Source organism: Diaphorobacter sp. HDW4A (assembly GCF_011305995.1).
GTDB lineage: Bacteria > Pseudomonadota > Gammaproteobacteria > Burkholderiales > Burkholderiaceae_C > Diaphorobacter_A.
The window spans coordinates 3753481-3773344 of sequence record NZ_CP049910.1 but is presented as its reverse complement, the minus strand read 5'-3'; the positions used below and the strand labels follow the sequence as shown (position 1 = coordinate 3773344).

General features: G+C 58.3%; 27 protein-coding genes and 1 tRNA gene. 26 read left to right on the top strand and 2 right to left on the bottom strand.

Annotation, left to right across the window (positions count from 1 at the left end; genetic code table 11):
- Positions 1 to 4: 4 nt before the first annotated feature.
- The 22 genes from G7047_RS17280 (at position 5) to G7047_RS31520 (ending at position 13342) form a co-directional block, all read left to right on the top strand.
- Positions 5 to 1426, top strand: coding sequence for a cytochrome bc complex cytochrome b subunit (locus G7047_RS17280; RefSeq protein ID WP_166308057.1), 1422 nt, complete (start codon positions 5 to 7; stop codon positions 1424 to 1426).
- A 19-nt stretch (positions 1427 to 1445) separates the two neighbouring features.
- Entirely contained in the window at positions 1446 to 2201 is a 756-nt protein-coding gene (locus G7047_RS17275; protein ID WP_166312118.1) for a cytochrome c1, read from the top strand.
- 105 nt (positions 2202 to 2306) lie between these two features.
- Complete coding sequence (locus G7047_RS17270; RefSeq protein ID WP_166308054.1) at positions 2307 to 2918, top strand: glutathione S-transferase N-terminal domain-containing protein; 612 nt, start codon at positions 2307 to 2309, stop codon at positions 2916 to 2918.
- Between the two features lie 50 nt (positions 2919 to 2968).
- Positions 2969 to 3511 carry a ClpXP protease specificity-enhancing factor gene (locus G7047_RS17265; protein ID WP_166308051.1) on the top strand — a complete coding sequence of 181 codons (543 nt, stop codon included), beginning with the start codon at positions 2969 to 2971 and terminating at the stop codon, positions 3509 to 3511.
- 67 nt (positions 3512 to 3578) lie between these two features.
- Positions 3579 to 3654 (top strand) — tRNA-Thr (locus tag G7047_RS17260).
- A 164-nt stretch (positions 3655 to 3818) separates the two neighbouring features.
- Positions 3819 to 5054 carry a site-specific integrase gene (locus tag G7047_RS17255; RefSeq protein WP_166308048.1) on the top strand — a complete coding sequence of 412 codons (1236 nt, stop codon included), beginning with the start codon at positions 3819 to 3821 and terminating at the stop codon, positions 5052 to 5054.
- Between the two features lie 164 nt (positions 5055 to 5218).
- Positions 5219 to 5779, top strand: a complete 561-nt coding sequence (locus tag G7047_RS17250) for a hypothetical protein (protein WP_166308045.1) — start codon at positions 5219 to 5221, stop codon at positions 5777 to 5779.
- 97 nt (positions 5780 to 5876) lie between these two features.
- Positions 5877 to 6080 carry an AlpA family transcriptional regulator gene (locus G7047_RS17245; RefSeq protein WP_166308042.1) on the top strand — a complete coding sequence of 68 codons (204 nt, stop codon included), beginning with the start codon at positions 5877 to 5879 and terminating at the stop codon, positions 6078 to 6080.
- Positions 6081 to 6370: 290 nt separating this feature from the next.
- Positions 6371 to 6577, top strand: coding sequence for a hypothetical protein (locus G7047_RS17240; RefSeq protein WP_166299740.1), 207 nt, complete (start codon positions 6371 to 6373; stop codon positions 6575 to 6577).
- A 3-nt stretch (positions 6578 to 6580) separates the two neighbouring features.
- A complete protein-coding gene (locus G7047_RS17235) occupies positions 6581 to 6883 on the top strand; it encodes a hypothetical protein (RefSeq protein WP_166299738.1) in 303 nt (100 codons plus the stop codon).
- A complete protein-coding gene (locus G7047_RS17230; RefSeq protein WP_166308039.1) occupies positions 6880 to 7263 on the top strand; it encodes a hypothetical protein in 384 nt (127 codons plus the stop codon). Before G7047_RS17235 ends, G7047_RS17230 begins: the two co-directional genes overlap by 4 nt.
- Complete coding sequence (locus G7047_RS17225; protein ID WP_166308036.1) at positions 7260 to 7778, top strand: hypothetical protein; 519 nt, start codon at positions 7260 to 7262, stop codon at positions 7776 to 7778. The genes G7047_RS17230 and G7047_RS17225 overlap by 4 nt, the downstream gene beginning before the upstream one ends.
- Entirely contained in the window at positions 7739 to 8095 is a 357-nt protein-coding gene (locus G7047_RS17220; RefSeq protein WP_166308033.1) for a toprim domain-containing protein, read from the top strand. The genes G7047_RS17225 and G7047_RS17220 overlap by 40 nt, the downstream gene beginning before the upstream one ends.
- Positions 8092 to 9345: an AAA family ATPase gene (locus G7047_RS17215; protein WP_166308030.1), complete on the top strand. Its 1254-nt coding sequence runs from the start codon at positions 8092 to 8094 to the stop codon at positions 9343 to 9345. Before G7047_RS17220 ends, G7047_RS17215 begins: the two co-directional genes overlap by 4 nt.
- Positions 9345 to 9713 carry a hypothetical protein gene (locus G7047_RS17210; RefSeq protein ID WP_166308027.1) on the top strand — a complete coding sequence of 123 codons (369 nt, stop codon included), beginning with the start codon at positions 9345 to 9347 and terminating at the stop codon, positions 9711 to 9713. Before G7047_RS17215 ends, G7047_RS17210 begins: the two co-directional genes overlap by 1 nt.
- Complete coding sequence (locus G7047_RS17205; protein WP_166308024.1) at positions 9707 to 10009, top strand: hypothetical protein; 303 nt, start codon at positions 9707 to 9709, stop codon at positions 10007 to 10009. The genes G7047_RS17210 and G7047_RS17205 overlap by 7 nt, the downstream gene beginning before the upstream one ends.
- 23 nt (positions 10010 to 10032) lie before the next feature.
- Positions 10033 to 11049: a phage major capsid protein gene (locus G7047_RS17200; protein ID WP_166308021.1), complete on the top strand. Its 1017-nt coding sequence runs from the start codon at positions 10033 to 10035 to the stop codon at positions 11047 to 11049.
- A complete protein-coding gene (locus G7047_RS17195) occupies positions 11049 to 11243 on the top strand; it encodes a hypothetical protein (protein WP_166308018.1) in 195 nt (64 codons plus the stop codon). The genes G7047_RS17200 and G7047_RS17195 overlap by 1 nt, the downstream gene beginning before the upstream one ends.
- Positions 11240 to 11914, top strand: a complete 675-nt coding sequence (locus G7047_RS17190; RefSeq protein WP_166308015.1) for an HK97 family phage prohead protease — start codon at positions 11240 to 11242, stop codon at positions 11912 to 11914. Before G7047_RS17195 ends, G7047_RS17190 begins: the two co-directional genes overlap by 4 nt.
- 10 nt (positions 11915 to 11924) lie before the next feature.
- Complete coding sequence (locus tag G7047_RS17185) at positions 11925 to 12146, top strand: hypothetical protein (RefSeq protein WP_166308012.1); 222 nt, start codon at positions 11925 to 11927, stop codon at positions 12144 to 12146.
- A gap of 362 nt (positions 12147 to 12508) precedes the next feature.
- A complete protein-coding gene (locus G7047_RS17180; RefSeq protein ID WP_166308009.1) occupies positions 12509 to 12946 on the top strand; it encodes a hypothetical protein in 438 nt (145 codons plus the stop codon).
- 198 nt (positions 12947 to 13144) lie between these two features.
- Positions 13145 to 13342: a DUF4760 domain-containing protein gene (locus G7047_RS31520; protein ID WP_371813801.1), complete on the top strand. Its 198-nt coding sequence runs from the start codon at positions 13145 to 13147 to the stop codon at positions 13340 to 13342.
- A 178-nt stretch (positions 13343 to 13520) separates the two neighbouring features.
- On the opposite strand, the gene G7047_RS17170 is transcribed toward G7047_RS31520, so the two are convergent.
- The gene (locus tag G7047_RS17170) at positions 13521 to 13832 is read right to left on the bottom strand and encodes a hypothetical protein (RefSeq protein ID WP_166308003.1); all 312 of its coding nucleotides are present in this window, start codon (positions 13830 to 13832) and stop codon (positions 13521 to 13523) included.
- A 340-nt stretch (positions 13833 to 14172) separates the two neighbouring features.
- Between G7047_RS17170 and secA the strand changes: the two genes are divergently transcribed.
- From secA to G7047_RS17150, 4 genes are all read left to right on the top strand, one after another.
- The gene (secA, locus tag G7047_RS17165) at positions 14173 to 16923 is read left to right on the top strand and encodes a preprotein translocase subunit SecA (RefSeq protein ID WP_166308000.1); all 2751 of its coding nucleotides are present in this window, start codon (positions 14173 to 14175) and stop codon (positions 16921 to 16923) included.
- A gap of 140 nt (positions 16924 to 17063) precedes the next feature.
- Complete coding sequence (gene argJ, locus G7047_RS17160; RefSeq protein ID WP_166307997.1) at positions 17064 to 18293, top strand: bifunctional glutamate N-acetyltransferase/amino-acid acetyltransferase ArgJ; 1230 nt, start codon at positions 17064 to 17066, stop codon at positions 18291 to 18293.
- 29 nt (positions 18294 to 18322) lie between these two features.
- Complete coding sequence (locus G7047_RS17155; protein WP_166307994.1) at positions 18323 to 19198, top strand: ATP-binding protein; 876 nt, start codon at positions 18323 to 18325, stop codon at positions 19196 to 19198.
- On the top strand, positions 19191 to 19637 hold the full coding sequence (locus tag G7047_RS17150) for an NUDIX domain-containing protein (RefSeq protein ID WP_166307991.1): 447 nt from the start codon (positions 19191 to 19193) through the stop codon (positions 19635 to 19637). The genes G7047_RS17155 and G7047_RS17150 overlap by 8 nt, the downstream gene beginning before the upstream one ends.
- On the opposite strand, the gene G7047_RS17145 is transcribed toward G7047_RS17150, so the two are convergent.
- Entirely contained in the window at positions 19638 to 19859 is a 222-nt protein-coding gene (locus G7047_RS17145) for a DNA gyrase inhibitor YacG (protein WP_166307988.1), read from the bottom strand.
- Positions 19860 to 19864 lie beyond the last annotated feature (5 nt).

Below are 19864 nucleotides of genomic sequence, written 5' to 3'. Positions count from 1 at the left end.
AATCATGGCTGCTTACCGCGAATTCAAGGATGTCTCCCCCAATGCCTCGGCTGTCGAGAAGACGTCGACCTGGCTGGAGAACCGCTTTCCCACGGCCTTCGAGGCCTACAAGGTTCACATGTCGGAGTACTACGCTCCGAAGAACTTCAATTTCTGGTACATCTTCGGCTCGCTCGCACTGCTGGTGCTGGTGATCCAGATCGTCACCGGAATCTTCCTCGTGATGCACTACAAGCCCGACGCCGCCAAGGCGTTCGAGTCGGTCGAGTACATCATGCGCGACGTTCCGTGGGGATGGCTGATCCGCTACATGCACTCGACGGGTGCGTCGGCGTTCTTCATCGTCGTCTATCTGCACATGTTCCGTGGCTTGCTGTACGGCTCGTACCGCAAGCCACGTGAGCTGGTCTGGATCTTCGGCTGTGCGATCTTCCTGTGCCTGATGGCCGAAGCCTTCATGGGCTATCTGCTGCCATGGGGCCAGATGTCGTACTGGGGCGCTCAGGTGATCGTGAACCTGTTTGCCGCGATTCCCTTTGTCGGTCCCGATCTGGCGCTGCTGATCCGCGGCGATTATGTGGTGGGTGACGCAACGCTGAATCGCTTCTTCAGCTTCCACGTGATCGCCGTGCCGCTGGTGCTGTTGGGTCTGGTCGTCGCGCACTTGCTGGCGCTGCACGACGTGGGATCCAACAACCCCGACGGGATCGAAATCAAGGGCCCCGGCAAGCCGGTGGACGCGAAGGGTCATCCGCTGGACGGCATCCCCTTCCATCCGTACTACACGGTGCACGACATCTTCGGCGTCTGCATCTTCCTGTTCATCTTCTCGGCTGTGGTGTTCTTTGCGCCCGAGTTCGGTGGTTACTTCCTTGAGTACAACAACTTCATCCCGGCTGATCCGCTGAAGACGCCGAATCACATTGCGCCGGTCTGGTACTTCACGCCGTTCTATTCGATGCTGCGTGCCATCACCAGCGAGATGATGTATGCGCTGATTGCCTGCGTGGTGCTGGGTGCCGGCTTCGGCATCTTCAAATCGAAACTGCCGAGCATTGCCAAGGGCGCTGTGGCGGTGGCAGCCATCGTCGCCATCGCGCTGATGTTGTCGATTGACGCCAAGTTCTGGGGCGTGGTGGTGATGGGTGGTGCCGTGATCATCCTGTTCTTTCTGCCATGGCTGGATCAGAGCCCCGCGCGTTCGATTCGCTATCGTCCGAGCTGGCACAAGTGGATGTACGCCATCTTCGTGGTCTGGTTCGTTGTGCTGGCTTATCTGGGCGTGCAGCCTCCGTCACCGATTGGTGAGCGCGTTTCGCAGGTCGGTACGTTGTTTTACTTCGGTTTCTTCCTGTTGATGCCTTGGTGGAGCCGTTTGGGTGAGCCCAAGCCGGTGCCGGATCGTGTCACCTTTGCCGCGCATTGAGCAGGAGCCCACAACCATGATGAAAAAAATTATCTTGACCCTGGTCGCGGCGCTTGGAATCGCTGCGGGTGCGCAGGCTGCAGAGGGTGGAATCGCGTGGGACAAGGCGCCGGTCAACACCAGCGACACAGCTTCGCTGCAGAACGGCGCGAAAATCTTCGTGAACTATTGTCTGAACTGCCATTCGGCCGCTTTCATGCGGATCAATCGTTTGAAGGACATTGGCCTGTCTGAGGCGCAGATCAAGGACAATCTCATGTTCGCAACCGACAAGATCGGTGAGACCATGAAGGCGTCCATTGATCCCAAGCTGGCCAAGGAATGGTTCGGAGCCAACCCGCCCGACCTGACCGTGATCGCACGTTCGCGTGCCGGTCACAATGGCACGGGTGCTGACTACCTCTACACCTTCCTGCGCACCTTCTACCGCGATGACACCAAGGCCACGGGCTGGAACAATCTGGCTTTCCCGAGTGTCGGCATGCCGCATCCGATGTGGCAATTGCAGGGTGATCGCCGCCCTGTTTACGACGAGGTGGAAAGTCACGGACACAAAACTCAGGTATTCAAGGGGTGGGAGCAGGTGACCGCTGGTACTATGACGCCCCAGAAATACGACGAGGCTGTAGGTGATCTTGTGAACTACCTGCAGTGGATGGGCGAACCAGCGCAAAATACGCGCATCCGCGTGGGCGTATGGGTTCTGTTCTTCCTGGGAATCATGACGTTCATCGCGTGGAGGCTCAACGCAGCCTTCTGGAAAGACGTCAAGTAATCGCCATATATTCAATGCCTTGTTCTTCCGGTCGAGCTTCGGTTTGACTGGTGCAGAGTGGCCGCGAAAGCGTCCACTCTTTTGACTTTTTAGGAGCCGCTCACCATGATGGTGCTTTATTCGGGTACGACCTGTCCTTTTTCACACCGTTGCCGCTTCGTTCTGTTCGAGAAGGGCATGGACTTCGAAATCCGTGATGTGGATCTCTACAACAAGCCCGAAGACATCAATGTGATGAATCCGTACGGTCAGGTGCCCATCCTGGTCGAGCGCGATTTGATCCTGTATGAGTCGAACATCATCAACGAGTACATCGACGAGCGCTTCCCGCATCCTCAACTGATGCCTGGCGACCCTGTGGATCGCGCCCGCGTGCGTCTGTTCCTCTTGAACTTCGAGAAGGAACTGTTCGTTCACGTGAACACGCTCGAGTCGCGCGCCTCCAAGGGCAACGACAAGGCATTGGAAAAGGCCCGCTCGCATATCCGTGATCGCCTGACCCAGCTGGCGCCCGTGTTCCTGAAGAACAAGTACATGCTCGGCGAGAATTTCTCGATGCTCGACGTGGCGATTGCACCGCTGCTCTGGCGTCTCGACTACTACGGTATCGAGCTGAGCAAGAACGCTGCTCCGCTGCTCAAGTATGCAGAGCGCATCTTCTCGCGTCCGGCCTACATCGAAGCGCTGACGCCTTCCGAAAAGGTGATGCGCAAGTAAGCTGCGTGCTGCTTGAACTGACTCAACGCACTGACTGACGCATTCAAAACATGATCAATGCCCCGGAAATCACCTCCACCCGGCCCTATCTGGTCCGCGCGATCCATGAGTGGTGTATCGATAACGGATTCACGCCCTACATCGTGGTCAGCGTGAACGACTCCGTTCGGGTGCCGCATGAGTTCGTGAAGGACGGCGAGATTGTGCTGAACGCCAGCTACGACGCGACCAGCAGCCTGCAGCTTGGCAACGACTTCATCGAGTTCAAGGCCCGCTTTGGCGGCGTGGCGCGCGAGATCATGGTCCCCGTGGGCCGTGTGATCGCCGTCTATGCTCGCGAGAATGGGCAGGGCATGGCGTTTCCCCCGCCGGTCGATAATCTCGACGGCGCGGTATCGCAAGACGCTGTGCCTTCGCAGATGGATGAGGTGGCGGATTCGTCCACCAAGGTAGACGGCGCTTCAGAGCGCCCGGCTCCACAATTGGTCCCTGTGGGTGGTGTGCAGGAGAAGGCGTCCGATGAGGATGTGCCGCCTCCCAAGCCACCTGCTGGAGGTGGTGGTGCGCGTCCATCTCTTAAGCTCGTGAAGTAAACAAAATAGAAAAAGTTTTTTGGTTTTGTCCAAAACACCCAAAACTTGAAGCTAGAATAAGAGCTTCGCCGGTTTAGCTCAGTTGGTAGAGCACCCGCCTTGTAAGCGGTAGGTCGTCAGTTCGATTCCGACAACCGGCACCAGTACAAAGAACCCTCATGCTCACGCATGGGGGTTTTTTCTTTGTGGATCAAGGATTTACCTCTGATTCCATGCCTCTGCAAGCCCACGCATAAACCCATACACCGCTTGTATCCCTGTATCCATCCTTGTATCCTTGGTTCAAATTCGAATAGGGATACACGGAATGAAGCGCAAGGACATCAAGAAAAGGCCGCTGTCAGACACGACCATAGAGGCGCTGGAGCCTGAAAGCTCGATGTACCGGGAGCTTCACGCTGACGGTGTGTATCTCCGGGTGAAAGAGAACGGCATGAAGGACTGGCAGCTTCGGTACAAGAAGCCAGACGGGAAATGGACGTGGATGGGCTTAGGCCCCTACGGCAAGGGCGCTCACCAGCTAGGAGGGCAGGAGGCGCGTGAGGAAGCCGTCAAGCGGGCCAAGGAAGCCAAGGACAGGGGTATCCCGCTATCTGAGCTGAACTCCAAGCAGGCCCCTGACAAACTCTTGCAGGAGCCGTTCTCCGCGCTCATGGCCGAGTGGCTGGAAATCAAGCGCAAGGACTGGACGGAAGGCACCTATGACCGCGCCAAGCGGATGCTGGAAATCCACATCACCCCCAAGATGGGCAACCGCCCCTATCGCACCATTCTTGCCAGCGAGTGGTTCAACCTGTTCAAGGGGCTGGAGGAAAAGGGCTTGCTGGAAACGCTCACCAAAGCCCGCTCCTACTGCCAAGACATCTACGCTCTGGCTCAAGTGACTGACCGCACCCAGTACAACCCCATCAACAATCTGCACAAGTTTCTGGAGTCCAGCGAGAACGAGAACTTCGCGCATGTATCCCCGGCTGAGATTCCCGAGCTGATCCGGGCCATGCGCGCCTACCCATCGCGCCCCATCGCCATCGGCCTGCAACTGCTGATGCTGCTGGCCGTGCGCCCGACCGAGCTGCGCAGCGCCACATGGAGCGAATTCGACCTCAAGGCGGGGCTGTGGACGATCCCTGAGAGCCGCAAGAAGGAGCGTCGGGATTTCGTTGTCCCGCTGGCCGACCAGACCGTGAAGCTCTTGCAGGAGCTGGAGAAGTACCGCGACCGTAGCGACTGGCTTTTTCCCGGTCGCAACACTCGCAAGAACGAACCGATCAGCAATATGACGTTCAATCAGGCGCTCGACCGCATGGGATACAAGAGCAAGCAGACTCCCCACGGCATGAGGCACCTTTTCAGCACGGCAGCGAACGAGGCGGGCAAGGACCATCGGATCATCGACGCCGCGCTCGCTCATAAGGTCAAGGGCGTGGAGGGCGTCTACAACAAGGCCATGTATTTGCAGCAGCGCCGGGAGCTGGCGCAGTGGTGGGCCGATCAGGTTGATGTGCTGGCTGTCAGTGGCATTGCCAACATTCAGTTAGCATGAGTTTCTGCCAGCCCTAGGCTGATCCCCGAAAACCTGTTTCCCTGACAGGCTGGGCTGGCAACTTCTTTCGGGGGGCATCGAGGGGTGCAATGCTTAAACTTTTCACACTTCCAGAAGCGATAGCCGAACTGAGCAAGAGAACCGGTTGCGAATGGAGTGCATCCATGATTTTCAACGCAGCTCTCCACATGGATATCGAGCTTCGCGCAGCGCCTCCACGCACGACTCGTGTGAAAAAAATGCGGTTCATTCTCGGTGAAGGACTCGTCAAAGTATTGGGCGATCTTCCGTGGACATGGGCGATTCTGTATCCGCAGAGCATTGCCGAGATATGGCAAACGGGCGAATCAGAGGTGACTCATGCTACTGGGACACTAAAAAATGATGATGAGTTCCTTTGGTTTGAAGACCCAGTGATCGTTCGGACTGATGATGTTCGCGTGCCTCTCGCAGCGCTCGAAGCGATGGCGAATGCTGACGAAGGTACGGCAGATTCTGACTCTCAGTTGCAGGATGAAAAGCCATTGCAGACAAAGGAGCGGAACACGCTCCTGTGCATCATCGCGGCACTTTGCAAGGAATCGAAGATTCCCTATAGCAATGCGTCTAAGGCGGCCGGGTTGATCGTGTCAACTGCTGCACAATTGGGCATCAGTTTGGGGGAAACGACTGTAGAGGGCCACCTAAAGAAAATTCCTGATGCGCTGGCAAGCCGCATGAAATAAGGATTCTTGGGGCAGTTGCCTATTTGCTTGGGCAGTTGCCCCTACTGGGCGGGCAGAAAATTAACCATACGAGCACCTTAACTACAGATGCACGTATATGGCGCTGCTTCGCAAAACCACCGCCGCCAAGGTTCTCGACCTGAGCAAGAGCGGTTTGGAAAAACTGGTTGCTGGCGATCCTAGCTTCCCGCGCCCCATCAAGCTGGGTGAAACCCGCCAGGCTGCGGTGTTCTTCGATCAGTCTGAAATCCACGCTTGGATCGAGTCCAAGAAGGCCCAGCGTTTGGAGGCCGTGCAATGACCTCTTGCACTTTTTCCGAGTCGATCTACAATAGCGCCAAGCCGAAAGGCCCGGTGCCTGAGAAACACCAAACCAGCAGCGGTAGCAAGCTCCACCGTAAAGTGAGCTTTTGTCACGTCCAAATTTTGGGGACTGGTGCGCCTGCACCTATCCCTCACGGTTTCGGACGGGATGGGCAAAAGGGCAACCTGCGCCGCATGCCTGCTGGCGTGTTTTTCACATCCCGTCCACCCTATGCGATGAAAACGCAAACGGTGGTTTCCCCTGATTCTCCAGCAGGAATCCAGACCATGACCGTCATCACCAAGGCCAGCCGCCGCGCTGCCATCACGCCCAACAAGGGCACCCCTATCCAACATCACGCTGATGCTCACAATGCCCTGAGCATGGCCGTGCATTACCTGTCCCAGCCACAAGCCAACGTGGCCGGAGCACGCCGCAAAGCTGTCCAAGCGCTCGCTGCCCTGCGCAGTCTCGATCTGAGCACGGAGGGCTAACCCATGACCACCAAGAAAAACGCCGCTGGCTCAGCGGTGCAGGCGGAGCCTTGCCAAGAAGAACGCCGAATGCTCGCGCTGCAATGCACAAGGGACATCAGCGCCATCGCTCAGGCGGTCACGTTGATGGCCGATGAGGTTGATGGTGATGTGAAGTTTGAAGGCCTGCTGCGCTGCTTCGGCACACGCATATTCGCTCTCAACGGAATGCTGATGGCGTACCTTGATGAGGACGGCACCACGGCCAAAGAGATGCACCAAAAAATCTTTGGTTTGGCAATCCCATACGAGGGAGGTGCAGCATGAAGACCACCATCAAAGACGATGCTGCAAAGGTCGCATTCGACGTTGCAAAAAGCAAGGTTGTAGAGGCAATGGCGATTGCCCGCAAGGCAGTGGAAGATGCGGGAACAGATGCCGAATTGGGGGCCGTTCGTCTGATCGATTGGTTGGACGATCAATTCGAGGAAGCTGCTTTGCGTGGTGAGCCCGCCTATGACTCTCTGGAAGATTTGAGCGGTCATATCGCATCGACGCTTGCCATTGTGGGGATGGTCAACGAGAGCAAAGACAACATCATTTTTCATGCAGTTGAGACCATTCTCGGCGTTGCCAAATCCACACTGGACACGGCCTTTGACGCACTGTTCAAGGAGCATCTTGCGGCAAGGAAGGTGGCACCATGACTCACCCAATTCCATGGCATGAGCTGGAGCCGGGAGATCACCGGATTTGCTGCCCAGCCTGCGGCACCAAGCCCCGCAAGAAGGATATGGGCGTGACGATCCTCTCGCACGACCACGGCATTGCGCACTGCTTCAAATGCGGCCTGATCGTCAGCAAGCGCGACGAGAGAGAGCTTTCCGACACTGAGCGCAAGGCCTACAAGCGCCGCATGGATGCACTCAGGAAGCAACACGACGCCGAGCAGCGCGAGAGGCAGGCTCAGGCCGCTGCAGAAGCTGGCCTGCGCTGGCTTGCATCCGCTCCAGTTCTGGATCATCCCTACCTCACAGCCAAGGGCGTGAAGGCCCACGGTCTGCGGGTTCTGGATGGTGTGTTGCTGGTGCCGGTGCGTGACTCGAATGGCGTGCTGCACAGCTTGCAGACCATCGACCGCAGTGGCGACAAGCGCTTTCTTTTCGGTGGTCGCGTGAAGGGTTGCTATCACTCGATTGGCAGGCCATCGGGCTCATCGTGATCGCAGAGGGCTATGCGACGGCCAGCACGATCCACGAGGACGCGGGCAGCGCCGTAGCGGTGGCATTCAACAGCGGCAACCTGTTGCCAGTCGCCAAGGCTCTGCGCGCCAAGTATCCGTGCATCGATCTGTACATCGCCGCTGATGACGATTGGACGACACCCGGCAACCCCGGCCTGACCGCCGCCACGGAAGCCGCTCGCGCTGTCGGTGGCCTGCTGATGAAGCCTGATTTCAACGGCCTGCAACGTGGCCCGAAGGACTCAGATTTCAACGATTTGAAGCGCCTGATTCAAGAAAAGGAGGCATCGCAATGAATGCCATTACTGACGCCTTTGAGATGGCTGAACATGTGCCCATGGATCGGGTGGTGCTGGTGAGCGGTGCGGACCTGACACCCCAGCCGGTTGCATGGCTCTGGAAATACTGGCTCGCACTCAAGAAGCTGCACATTCTGGCGGGCGCTCCAGGTCAGGGCAAGACGACGATTGCATTGGCAATGGCGGCGACGGTGACGATGGGGGGCCGGTGGCCGGATGGTGATCGCTGCGAACAAGGCAACGTGCTGATCTGGAGCGGCGAAGACGACCCCGCCGATACGCTGCTACCTCGATTGCTGGCCGCCGGGGCTGATCGCTCGCGCTGTCACTTCGTCAAAGGCGCAATGCGTGATGGTGTGGTGGTGCCATTTGATCCAGCCCGCGACCTCCAGCAACTGCGGGAAGCCATCGACGTTATCGGAGGTGTTCGCCTGCTGGTGGTTGACCCTGTCGTGTCTGCCGTGACTGGCGACAGCCACAAGAACACCGAAGTACGCCGAGCACTGCAACCACTGGTTGATCTGGCCGACGCCTGCGATTGCGCGGTGCTGGGCATCACCCACTTCGCCAAGGGCGGCCAAGGTACTGACCCAGCTCAGCGCGTGGTGGGTAGCGTGGCATTCACTGCTGTTGCTCGCATCGTGCTGGTTGCTGCCAAGGTCAAGAGTGCGGAGGATGGCGAAGACGCACGAATTCTTGCTCGTAGCAAATCCAACATCGGCCCGGACGATGGCGGCTTTGAATACCACCTTGAGCAGAGCGAGCCGCTTCCGGGCATTCAAGCATCCCGTATCGCGTGGGGCAAGGCGGTGCAAGGCAGTGCGCGTGACCTACTGACAGACCCCGACGAGGAGATTGAAGAAGTCGCCGCAGGGAAGACGGATTTGCCGATGCTCATGTGGGCGGAACTCAAGGACGGTTGTCGCCAGAGCAAGCAAGTTGAAGCAGCAATTGTCGGCATGGGCTACAGCAAAAAGCAGGTTCGGACGGTGCGCGAGAAGATGGGAGTCAAGCCGCGCAAAGGTGGGGTTGGGGATGGTTGGTACTGGTCACTGCCGGACGGATTTATCCCCAAAACCGAATGGCTCGCGGCAGTGGGTGAAACCGAAGATGCCCTCGAAGATGCCCAAGGTGCCCAACTTTTAAAACAGGGCATCTTGGGCACCTTCGGGGCATCTTCGGCAGAAAACGCCAGTGACGTGAAGACGGAAACTGCCGCTGACGTTGACAGCGATGAGGAGTTCTGATGACCGCCGCCGCCATTTTGGAGACTCTCCGCGATGCTGGTTTGCAACTGAACTTGACCTCGGAACACACGATCAAGGTCAAGCCCGCAACGCTGCTGAACGACGAACTGCGCACGCTGATCCGCAGCCACAAGGACGAGCTGGCGAAGCTGCTGGAGGCTGAGATTGACGCCCATGAACGCGGGCTCGATGTCTGGAAAGAACAGACCCGCTGGCGTGAGCGATCCACGAGCTATTACATGCATCACATCGGCTGCGCTGATTGCATCGCTGCTGGCCGTGGCGCCGGGTATGGCGAACGCTGCGCGGCTGGCGCGGGGCTGTGGACGGTGTACCAGCAAGCCAGTGCGAAAGGGGCCGGATGCTGAACGACCCATTCAACAGAAACCGCATCCCCAGCGATTTCAGTCGTGAGGGGCGCATTGCCCTTCTGGCCGAAGCCTTCCGGGCGTTGATGCGTGGAGAACTGCCCAGTCGGGAGGCATGCCTTTTCATGGCCGGTGGCGGCTTGTCATGGCTGCGCGAGGGCGGCGACATCGCCCGGGATTACTGGCGTGTGTCTGCCCCGCGTGGCTCACATCGGAAGCCCGAAGTTCTTGCCCGTGAGGTGGTCGATAGCCTCATCGACGATGAGCGACAGAACTCTCAATGCGCCAGAGACTAAGGCGTCAACAACTCTTTTTATCCATGATGGAAACCAACAAATCTATTGGCCGTACCGCAGGCCGCTACATCCGCAGCATTGCGCTGGCTGAGGGACAGACAGCCGCCGCAGAAGCCTATGCTGAGGCGCAAAACTGGATTGACAAATCCGCGATCATTTCTCAGATAAAAGCCGCTGTAGGTAGCTCTACGCTGGCCGATATTCCGCAAACTGATGTGGGGGCAGATTTCATGATGGCACTGCGCCCCCGTGCGATCCTGAGCCGTCTGGAGCGTGCCCGCAAGGTGCCCAGCCGCGTGAACACCATCGCATTTGGCACCGGTACAAAAGCCTATCCGGTGAACGAACGCAAGCTCATTCCTGTGAGCCGCGCCGACATGAACGGCATTCAGGTCATCCCGATCAAGGTAGGCGGTATCAGCGTCGTGACGAATGAACTGCTGAACAACAGCATTCCGGGCACGGACGAAGCTCTTACTGCTGATCTGGCCTTGGCAGTCGGTGAGGCGGAGGATGCGACATTCTTCTCGCCAGTCGTGGCGGGTTCGATCATGAACGCAGCGCCGACAGCAGTCTCTGCCGGTACATCTTTGGCGAACGTGGATGCTGACCTGCAAAAGGCCATTGACCTGCTGATTGCTGCCGGTGGCAAGCTGCGTGATGGTGCGTGGATCATGACGCCCGAGTCTGCCCTCAAGTTGGCAGGGATGCGCGGTACTGGTGGCGCTCCAGCGTTTCCGAATATCGGTGTGGATGGTGGCGAACTGCTGAAACTGCCAGTCATCACCAGCGAATCGGCAACCGGCTATCTGGGGCTGATTGACCAGAGCGGTGTTCTCGTCAGCGGTGATGCCCGCGCTGAAATCTCACTCGCCCGCAACGCCACTTTGCAGATGTCCGACACTCCGGACGACCCACCAGCGGCGACCAGCTATGTGAGCATGTTCCAGACGGAATGCACGGCGATCAAGGGTGTTCTGCATCGGGGCTGGAAAGCGCGTGCAGGCTCTGCTTCCTACATCTCTGGAGGGCTGTGGTAATGAGCATGACACCTGACGACGCAATGCGCGGTTTGCCCCGCTTCATCGAACTCCAGATCGAGAAGGCCGTCAAGCCGCTGCAAGACCAGATCACCACGCTCCAGCAAGAACTGGCCGACGTCAAGGCGCGGCAGGATGCCAAACCTGCAACCCTTGTAGACCGCATCCGAAGCGCGGTAGGAGGTGGTAAATGAAGCGAGCCTATTGCCTTCTGAACGTCAAGACGATTGACGTGGAGCAGCGCATCATCAGAGGCATTGCCACTACCCCCGAGCCTGACCGCGTGGGTGACATCGTGGAATCGCTGGGCGCACAGTTCAAGAACCCTATTCCCCTGCTGTGGGCGCACAAGCACGATGAGCCTGTGGGGACGGTAGAGCTTCACAAGCCTACTGCGCAGGGTATCCGCTTCACTGCCAAGCTGCCCAAGGACGCCGACCTGTCACAAGGCCCATTGCGTGATCGCGTCAACGAGGCATGGGACGCGGTGCGTACTGGCATCGTCAAGGGCGTGTCCATCGGCTTCCGCTCTCTAGACTCCGAGAACATGCGCTCTGGTGGCGTTAGGTTCAAGCGCTTCGAGATCCACGAGCTGAGCCTCGTCAGCGTACCGGCCAATGCAGATGCCGTGATCGATGAGGTGAAGCGTCTTGGCAGTGGCCGCAGTGCCGTGGCAATCCATCGCTTGATGGCTGACAACGTACTCGCTGATGTCGCCAAGGCCGTCAAGAACGATCCGGCATCGCCTGCCATCGTGCAGACACTGACGGCGTTGGGAATTGTGGTGCGTGACGCCTACAGCCATATTGCTGAACTGAAATTCCAGCTCAATGAACTGCAACGAGCATCAGCTCGAAACAATTGAAAGGGAAACCATGAACGATCTGATTGCTGATCTGTCTGCCGTCGTCGCCAAGCACGCCAGCACCTTGACCGCACGCGAATGGCATCAAGCATGTGAGCAGGTCATGCGCGGTTTCTTCCCCGCCGAGGACTGCCCTCAACATGTGGAGATGACCAACGACATGACCGACCGTGCAATCCGGGCCTTGCGTGAGATGCTGCAAACACCAGATGCAGCGACAGCAGGCTCATAGCAACAACATCAGCAGGAACTCAGCAGCGGGCCATGTGCCCGCTTTTGCATTGGGCTGGTGGTGCAGAACATTGCGACAACGACGTCGTTACAGACCGCCCTGTCTCATCCTTTGAACTGCTTGCTGCAAAGAAATCTGGAGGGCAGCGGGGGACGTAGCATCAATTTTGGGGTCGCCAATAGAAACCGGTCTGTTCTCGCCGTGCGCTCAACCGCGAAATGGAATACTTTTTTTGGGCAGAAGCATCGTACGGGGACAAAGCCCCGCTGGGCGAACCATGCGTCAAACCACGCCATTCCACATCGCACGCAAACATAGAATTCGTCAACTCTCGTAAGTTACGACATGACTCAAAAGAAAATATGAATCTCATTCAATCGATGTTGGAGCTTGAGTTTTTAAAAGTTGGTGACTTGGTTCTTGGCCTGGATGTCTACCCACGGTTCGCACTAAGCATGAAGCAAGGGGAGCATGGATGGGTCTACCTTTGGCTTGAAATAGACGGCGACGTGAGCCGCGTAGTCTACGTTGGCAAGGCTGGCAGCACGCTTGCAAGACGTTGTGGGCAACACACAGCGGGATTCTCTGGTGGAAGCGCCACCGGCATTAAACATGCGGCAAACATATCCAACGGTATAAAGACAGGAAAGCGCTACGAAATATGGGCGAGAAAGGCCGGAGTGATCTCACTTTTCGGCGAAGCAGATATTTCAATGTGCGAGGTTGAGGAACGTGCACTTATCCAAAAATTCAGACCGATTTGGAACAAGGAACAGCATGTTCCGAACATGAGGCGTTGAGTGTTCTGGGGCGGCGGCAAGAAGTTTGGAGGGGCGACCTCGCTGGAAACCCCGCTGTTCCGCACGCGCAGAAAATTTCCCCCGTATGAATTTGTTAATCAAACGGATGACAGCAAAACGGCCCGCTAACCCGCATGGATGCTGGGTTTAGGGCCGCTTTGAATTCGTTTGATTTGTTGATTTTTGTTAAAGCTGCGTGTGTTGAATAATTACGAGTACGTGTCAACAGGTATACACACGGGTGCGTTCGATGAAGAGATCTACAAGCGCATGAAGCGGAGCAACCTTATTCGAGATTGGGATGCTCTGAAGCCGTATGTGTGTGAGCTGCGCAGGAAATATGGCAAGCCCCAACTTTTTGTTGAGCTGGAGACGCTTGCCGAAAAGTGGAGATGACTAGGGGAGTTGGCATACATGTCTTTCCATGTTTGTATCCTTATTTGTATCCCGGTGAGGTTGTTTTTGTAAAATCTCAATAAATTCATGTGGTTATGAATTTGTTGGAGTCCGACAACCGCACCAAAACAAAAAACCCGCTTCGGCGGGTTTTTTCATGTCTGCAGCGACGAAATCTTCAGCTCTCCGTTCGTGTCTGGATCCTGACGCGAATGTGTTGCACATCCCAGCCCTTGGTCCGCAAGTGCGCCTCAAACGACGGCAGCAGTTGTCTTAACTTGGATGCGGCTGCATTTCCCTTGACGAGCAAGCACCAGGTCGAGCCTTCGATGGGTCCGGCCTGAATCAACGCGCGCATGCCCGGCGGGATCAGTGGCTCAATGGCTTTGAGTCGGGCGCTCGAGTCGCGGGTCAGCCTTGCCAGCTGCGCCAGGGTCGGAGACTGCTGGGCTGCCTGCAGGAGTGGGATGGATTCGTGGCGTCGATGCATGTGAGTGGACTCTGTACAAAAGAACGAGGTTTGTCCGCCATTATCGAGCGGTGATCATCGACTGCGTTCAAGTGTCTTGTGCGCTCTCCATTGAGGGTGGCGTGGCTCGCGCGCGTCGCCAAATGGGCTCAAATCCACATCCTTGTCAGAGTAGCTGGACTTTGTGAAGGGCGATCCACGGCGCACGGGTAGAATCTGCGGCACGAGCCCCCGTGTCCGGAGGCAAATAACAGTACATACATCTGTTGCAAATTCCGGAACCGGCCCCATCTGATACCAATTAGTCTTAGGGATTACGGTCGCCTGGTGCGCGTTGTGTGTGCCCGGCGGTCCTGTTTGCATGGCCACCAACTTTCTCACCAAATTATTTGGCAGCCGCAATGACCGGCTGCTTAAAACGTATCGCAAAACGGTTGTTCGTATCAATGCACTTGAGCCTCAGTTCGAGAAGCTGAGCGACGACGAACTGCGTGGCAAAACACAGGAATTCAAGGATCGCGTCGCCAAGGGCGAGTCGCTGGATGACCTGTTGCCCGAAGCCTTTGCCGTGGTGCGTGAGGGTTCCAAGCGCGTTATGAAGATGCGCCATTTTGACGTGCAGCTGCTCGGCGGCATGGCGCTGCATTACGGCAAGATCGCCGAAATGCGCACCGGTGAAGGCAAGACGCTCACGGCAACGCTGCCGGTCTATCTGAATGCGCTGTCCGGCCATGGCGTGCACGTGGTGACGGTCAACGACTACCTTGCCAATCGCGACGCAACCTGGATGGGTCGTCTCTACACGTTCCTCGGCCTGTCGGTGGGCATCAACCTGCCGCAGATGCCGCGCGAGGACAAGCAGGCTGCCTACGGTTCCGATATCACCTACGGAACGAACAACGAATACGGTTTCGACTACCTGCGCGACAACATGGTCTACGAAGGCCGTGAGCGTGTGCAGCGCGGCCTTAACTTCGCCATCGTCGACGAAGTGGACTCGATCCTGATCGACGAGGCCCGCACGCCACTGATCATCAGCGGTCAGGCCGAAGACCACACGGCCATGTACGTGGAGATGAACAAGATCGTTCCCACGCTCACGCGCCAGGAAGGCGAAGCCGACCCACGCACGGGCGAGGGCGTGATCAAGGCGGGCGACTTCACCCTGGATGAAAAGACGCAGCAGGTGTTCCTGACCGAAGAAGGCCATGAGCGTGCCGAGCAGTTGCTGGCGCAGGCAGGTCTGATTGCGGAAGGGGCATCGCTCTACGATCCGGCCAACATCTCGCTGGTGCACCATCTTTACGCTGCGCTGCGCGCCAATCATCTGTATCACCGTGATCAGCACTACGTCGTGCAGAACGGCGAGATCGTGATCGTAGACGAATTCACGGGCCGTCTGATGTCCGGTCGTCGCTGGAGCGATGGTCTGCATCAGGCTGTGGAAGCCAAGGAAGGCGTGGAAATCCAGGCCGAGAACCAGACGCTCGCCTCGATCACCTTCCAGAACTATTTCCGCCTGTACAACAAGCTCTCGGGCATGACCGGTACAGCCGACACCGAAGCCTACGAATTCCAGGAAATCTACGGTCTTGAAACCGTAGTGGTTCCGCCGAACCGCCCGAGCAAGCGTGACGACCAGCTTGACCGCGTCTACAAGACGACGCGTGAGAAGTACGACGCTGCGATTGCCGACATCCGCGAGTGCTATGGCCGTGGCCAGCCAGTGCTCGTGGGTACGACCTCCATCGAGAACTCGGAAATCATCGACGAGTTGCTCAATCGCGAGAATCTGCCCCACCAGGTGCTGAACGCCAAACAGCACGCCCGCGAAGCCGATATTGTCGCGCAGGCCGGCCGTCCCGGCATGATCACGATCGCCACGAACATGGCAGGTCGCGGTACCGACATCGTGCTGGGCGGCAACATTGAGAAAGCGATTTCTGCGGTCGAGGCCGACGAGTCGCTGGATGAGGGCGCGCGTGCCGCGCGCATTCAGCAATTGCGCGATGAGTGGAAGGTCGATCACGACAAGGTCGCGGCTTTGGGTGGTCTGCGCATCATCGCGACCGAGCGTCACGAATCGCGCCGCATCGACAACCAGCTGCGCGGCCGGTCGGGTCGTCAGGGTGACCCAGGATCTTCGCGCTTCTATCTGAGCCTGGACGACCAGCTCATGCGCATCTTCGCGGGCGACCGCGTCAAGGCCATCATGGATCGCCTGAAGATGCCCGATGGGGAAGCCATCGAAGCCGGTATCGTCACGCGCAGCATCGAATCCGCTCAGCGCAAGGTCGAAGCACGCAACTTCGATGTCCGCAAGCAATTGCTCGAGTACGACGATGTCTCCAATGATCAGCGCAAGGTCATCTACCAGCAGCGCAATGACATCATCGACGCCGAAGACCTCTCGGGTCTGATCGCCGTCATGCGTGACGATGTCTTCACGGATGTCGTGCGCCAGTATGTGCCCGCTGAATCGGTCGAAGAACAGTGGGACCTGCCGGGTCTCGAGAAGGCGCTGGCTGGTGACTGGCAGATCGAGCTGCCGCTGCAGGAAGCAGTGCAGGGCTCGGACAGCATGACCGACGAGGAAATCCTCGAGAAGGTACTGGCTGCCGCGCGCGAGCAATTCGACGCCAAGGTGGCGATGGTCGGCAAGGAACAGTTCAACAACTTCGAACGCGCGGTGCTGCTGCAGAGCTTCGATTCGAACTGGCGTGACCATCTCTCCGCGCTCGATTACCTGCGCAAGGGCATTCACCTGCGCGGTTATGCGCAGAAGCAGCCAAAGCAGGAATACAAGCGCGAAGCCTTCGAGCTGTTCCGTCAACTGATCGATTCGGTGAAAAATTCGGTGACGCGCACGCTGATGACGGTGCAGATCCGCTCCAACGAGCAACTCGATGAGGCTTCGCAGGCGCTGGAGCATCAGGGTGATCGACTCGACGGAGCGATCTACCATGGCAGCTCCGATCTGGGCGATCCTGGTGATGATCCTGAATTGCAGCCGCTGCCGTCCGAATACGAAGGCCTGCGCATCAGCCGCAACGATCCCTGCCCCTGCGGCAGCGGCAAGAAGTACAAGCAGTGTCACGGCAAACTGGCCTGATCTGCTCTACAAAGAACAACACGGGCTTCATGCCCGTGTTTTTGCTTGTAGCATCATGGTTTCGCTCCGCACCCGATGCGGACGCCGATCAGTCCGACTGACCGACCGACCAATTTTAAATTTTTCAAGGACACCGTTGTATGCCAGTGAACCTTTCCGCCCCTGATCCAGCCGCTCTGCACCCCATCGCCGGTGTGCGCATTGGCGTGACCGAGGCGGGTGTGCGCAAGGCCAATCGCAAGGACCTGACCGTGTTCCTGCTCGACGAAGGGGCCGCCGTCGCGGGTGTGTTCACCAAGAACCGTTTCTGTGCGGCTCCAGTACAGATCTGCCGCGAGCATCTGGCCAAGGGCACGGACATCCGCGCCATGGTGATCAACACCGGCAACGCCAACGCCGGTACCGGTGCAGACGGCCTCGCGCGCGCCAATGCGACCTGCGACGCTCTCGCCAAGGAGCTGGGTATTTCCGCCGCGCAGATCCTGCCGTTCTCGACCGGCGTGATCATGGAGCCGCTGCCGGTCGAGCGCATCGTCGCCGGCTTGCCTGCCGCCATCGCGGCTGCAGCACCGAGCAACTGGGGCAATGCCGCCTCCGGCATCATGACCACGGACACCGTCCCCAAGGCCTTCAGCATTCAGGTGCAACTGTCGGGCAAAACCGTATCGGTGACCGGCATCTCCAAGGGCGCGGGCATGATCCGCCCGAACATGGCGACCATGCTGAGCTTCGTCGCGACCGATGCGAACATCGCTCCGGCTCTGCTCAAGGATCTGGTGCGTGATCTGGCTGACCAGTCGTTCAACCGCGTGACCATTGACGGCGACACCTCGACCAATGATTCGTTCGTGTTGATCGCCACACAGAAGGCAGGCAATGCCGAAGTCACGTCGATGGACAGTGCCGATGGCAAGGTGCTCAAGGCGGCGCTGCTGGACGTGGCGCAGAAACTGTCGCAAGCCATTGTGCGTGATGGTGAAGGTGCAACCAAGTTCATCACCATCCAGGTGGAGGGTGGCAAGACGGGCGACGAATGCCGCCTTGTGGCTTATGCGATTGCGCACTCACCTTTGGTCAAGACGGCCTTCTTCGCCAGCGACCCGAACCTCGGTCGCATCCTGGCGGCTGTGGGTTATGCCGGCATCGATGATCTGGACCAGAGCGGCATCGATCTGTATCTGGACGACGTGCATGTCGCCAAGCAGGGCGGCCGCAACCCCGAGTACCGTGAAGAAGACGGGCAGCGCGTGATGAAGCAGACCGAGATCACCGTGCGCGTGAAGCTTGGCCGCGGCCATGCGGCGGACACCGTGTGGACCTGCGATTTGAGCCACGAATACGTGACCATCAACGCCGACTACCGCTCCTGAAGCACCTGAGACTGATTGACGGAAGAGACATGAACGAAGCCTTTGAACGCTTGCTGCAACGAGCGGAACAACTGATTGAACGGATCGAATCCGTGCTGCCCAAACCCATGTCGGAGCCCGACTGGGGGGCATCGCTGGCCTTTCGTTATCGCAAGCGCAGCAGCGGTCACGGCGTTCTGGAGCCGGTGCGCCACCTATCGACCCAGGGCCTTGATGACCTGAAGGAAATCGACGGGCAGAAGGAGAAGATCCAGCGCAACACACAGCAGTTCGTAGACGGCAAACCCGCCAACAACGTGCTGCTGACCGGCGCGCGCGGCACCGGCAAGTCATCGCTGATCAAGGCCTGCCTGAACGCCTATGCAGGCAAGGGCCTGCGCCTGATCGAAGTGGACAAGGCCGATCTCGTGGATCTGCCGGACATCGTGGAAGTGGTGTCGAGTCGCCCCGAAAAGTTCGTCGTCTTCTGCGACGACCTGAGTTTCGAGGACGGTGAAGCGAGCTACAAAGCGCTCAAGTCGATTCTGGATGGCTCGGTCGCCGCATCGACGCCCAATGTGTTGATCTACGCGACCAGCAACCGCCGTCATCTGCTGCCCGAGTACATGCAGGAAAACCTGAGCTACAAACACACGGCCGATGGCGAGGTGCATCCGGGCGAGGCGGTGGAAGAGAAGATCTCACTGTCCGAGCGCTTCGGACTCTGGGTGAGTTTCTACCCGTTCAGCCAGGAGGAGTACCTCACCATTACGGCGCAGTGGCTGCGCTCGCTTGGCGTGCCGGAGGCTGCGATTGTTGAAGCGCGCCCGCAGGCGTTGGTCTGGGCGCTTGAGCGCGGCTCGCGCAGCGGCCGCGTGGCCTCGCAGTTCGCGCGTGACTTCGCGGGGCAGTACGCCAATGGTTGATCCGATGACAGACGCGGCGCGCAAGCACACCGAGGTAGCAGTCGGCATTCTGCTCAAGCGCGATGGCTCGATGTTGTTCACATCACGCCCCGAAGGTAAGCCCTATGCGGGCTACTGGGAGTTCCCGGGCGGCAAGCTGGAGGCGGGTGAGACCGTGGAACAGGCGCTGCGCCGCGAGCTGCAGGAAGAGCTCGGCATCACGATTGGTGCGGCCAGCATCTGGAAGGTGACCGAGCACGATTATCCCCATGCGCTTGTGCGCCTGCACTGGTGCAAGGTCTACGACTGGCAGGGTGAGTTCGAGATGCGCGAAGGTCAGAACATGGCCTGGCAGGACTGGCCGCCGATGGTCAAACCGATCCTGCCCGGAGCGGTTCCGGTGCTCGAATGGTTTGCTGAGGAGCGTGGGCAGACCTTCGATCCATCGGTGATCGGCTGATCAGGGCTCGAGCTTGGGGTCGCCGTAGATATTGTCTTCGGGCGGTGCTTCGGCAGGAACACGGAAGTCCTCGTTCCCCCACGCGCCCAAGTCGATCATCTTGCAGCGCTCGCTGCAGAACGGGCGAAAGCGGTTGGCTGGGCTGTATAGACTTGGGCCACCACAGGTGGGGCATTTCACTTGCTTCGGGGCGCTGCCCGATGCGGATTCATTCTGGCTCATGGTGT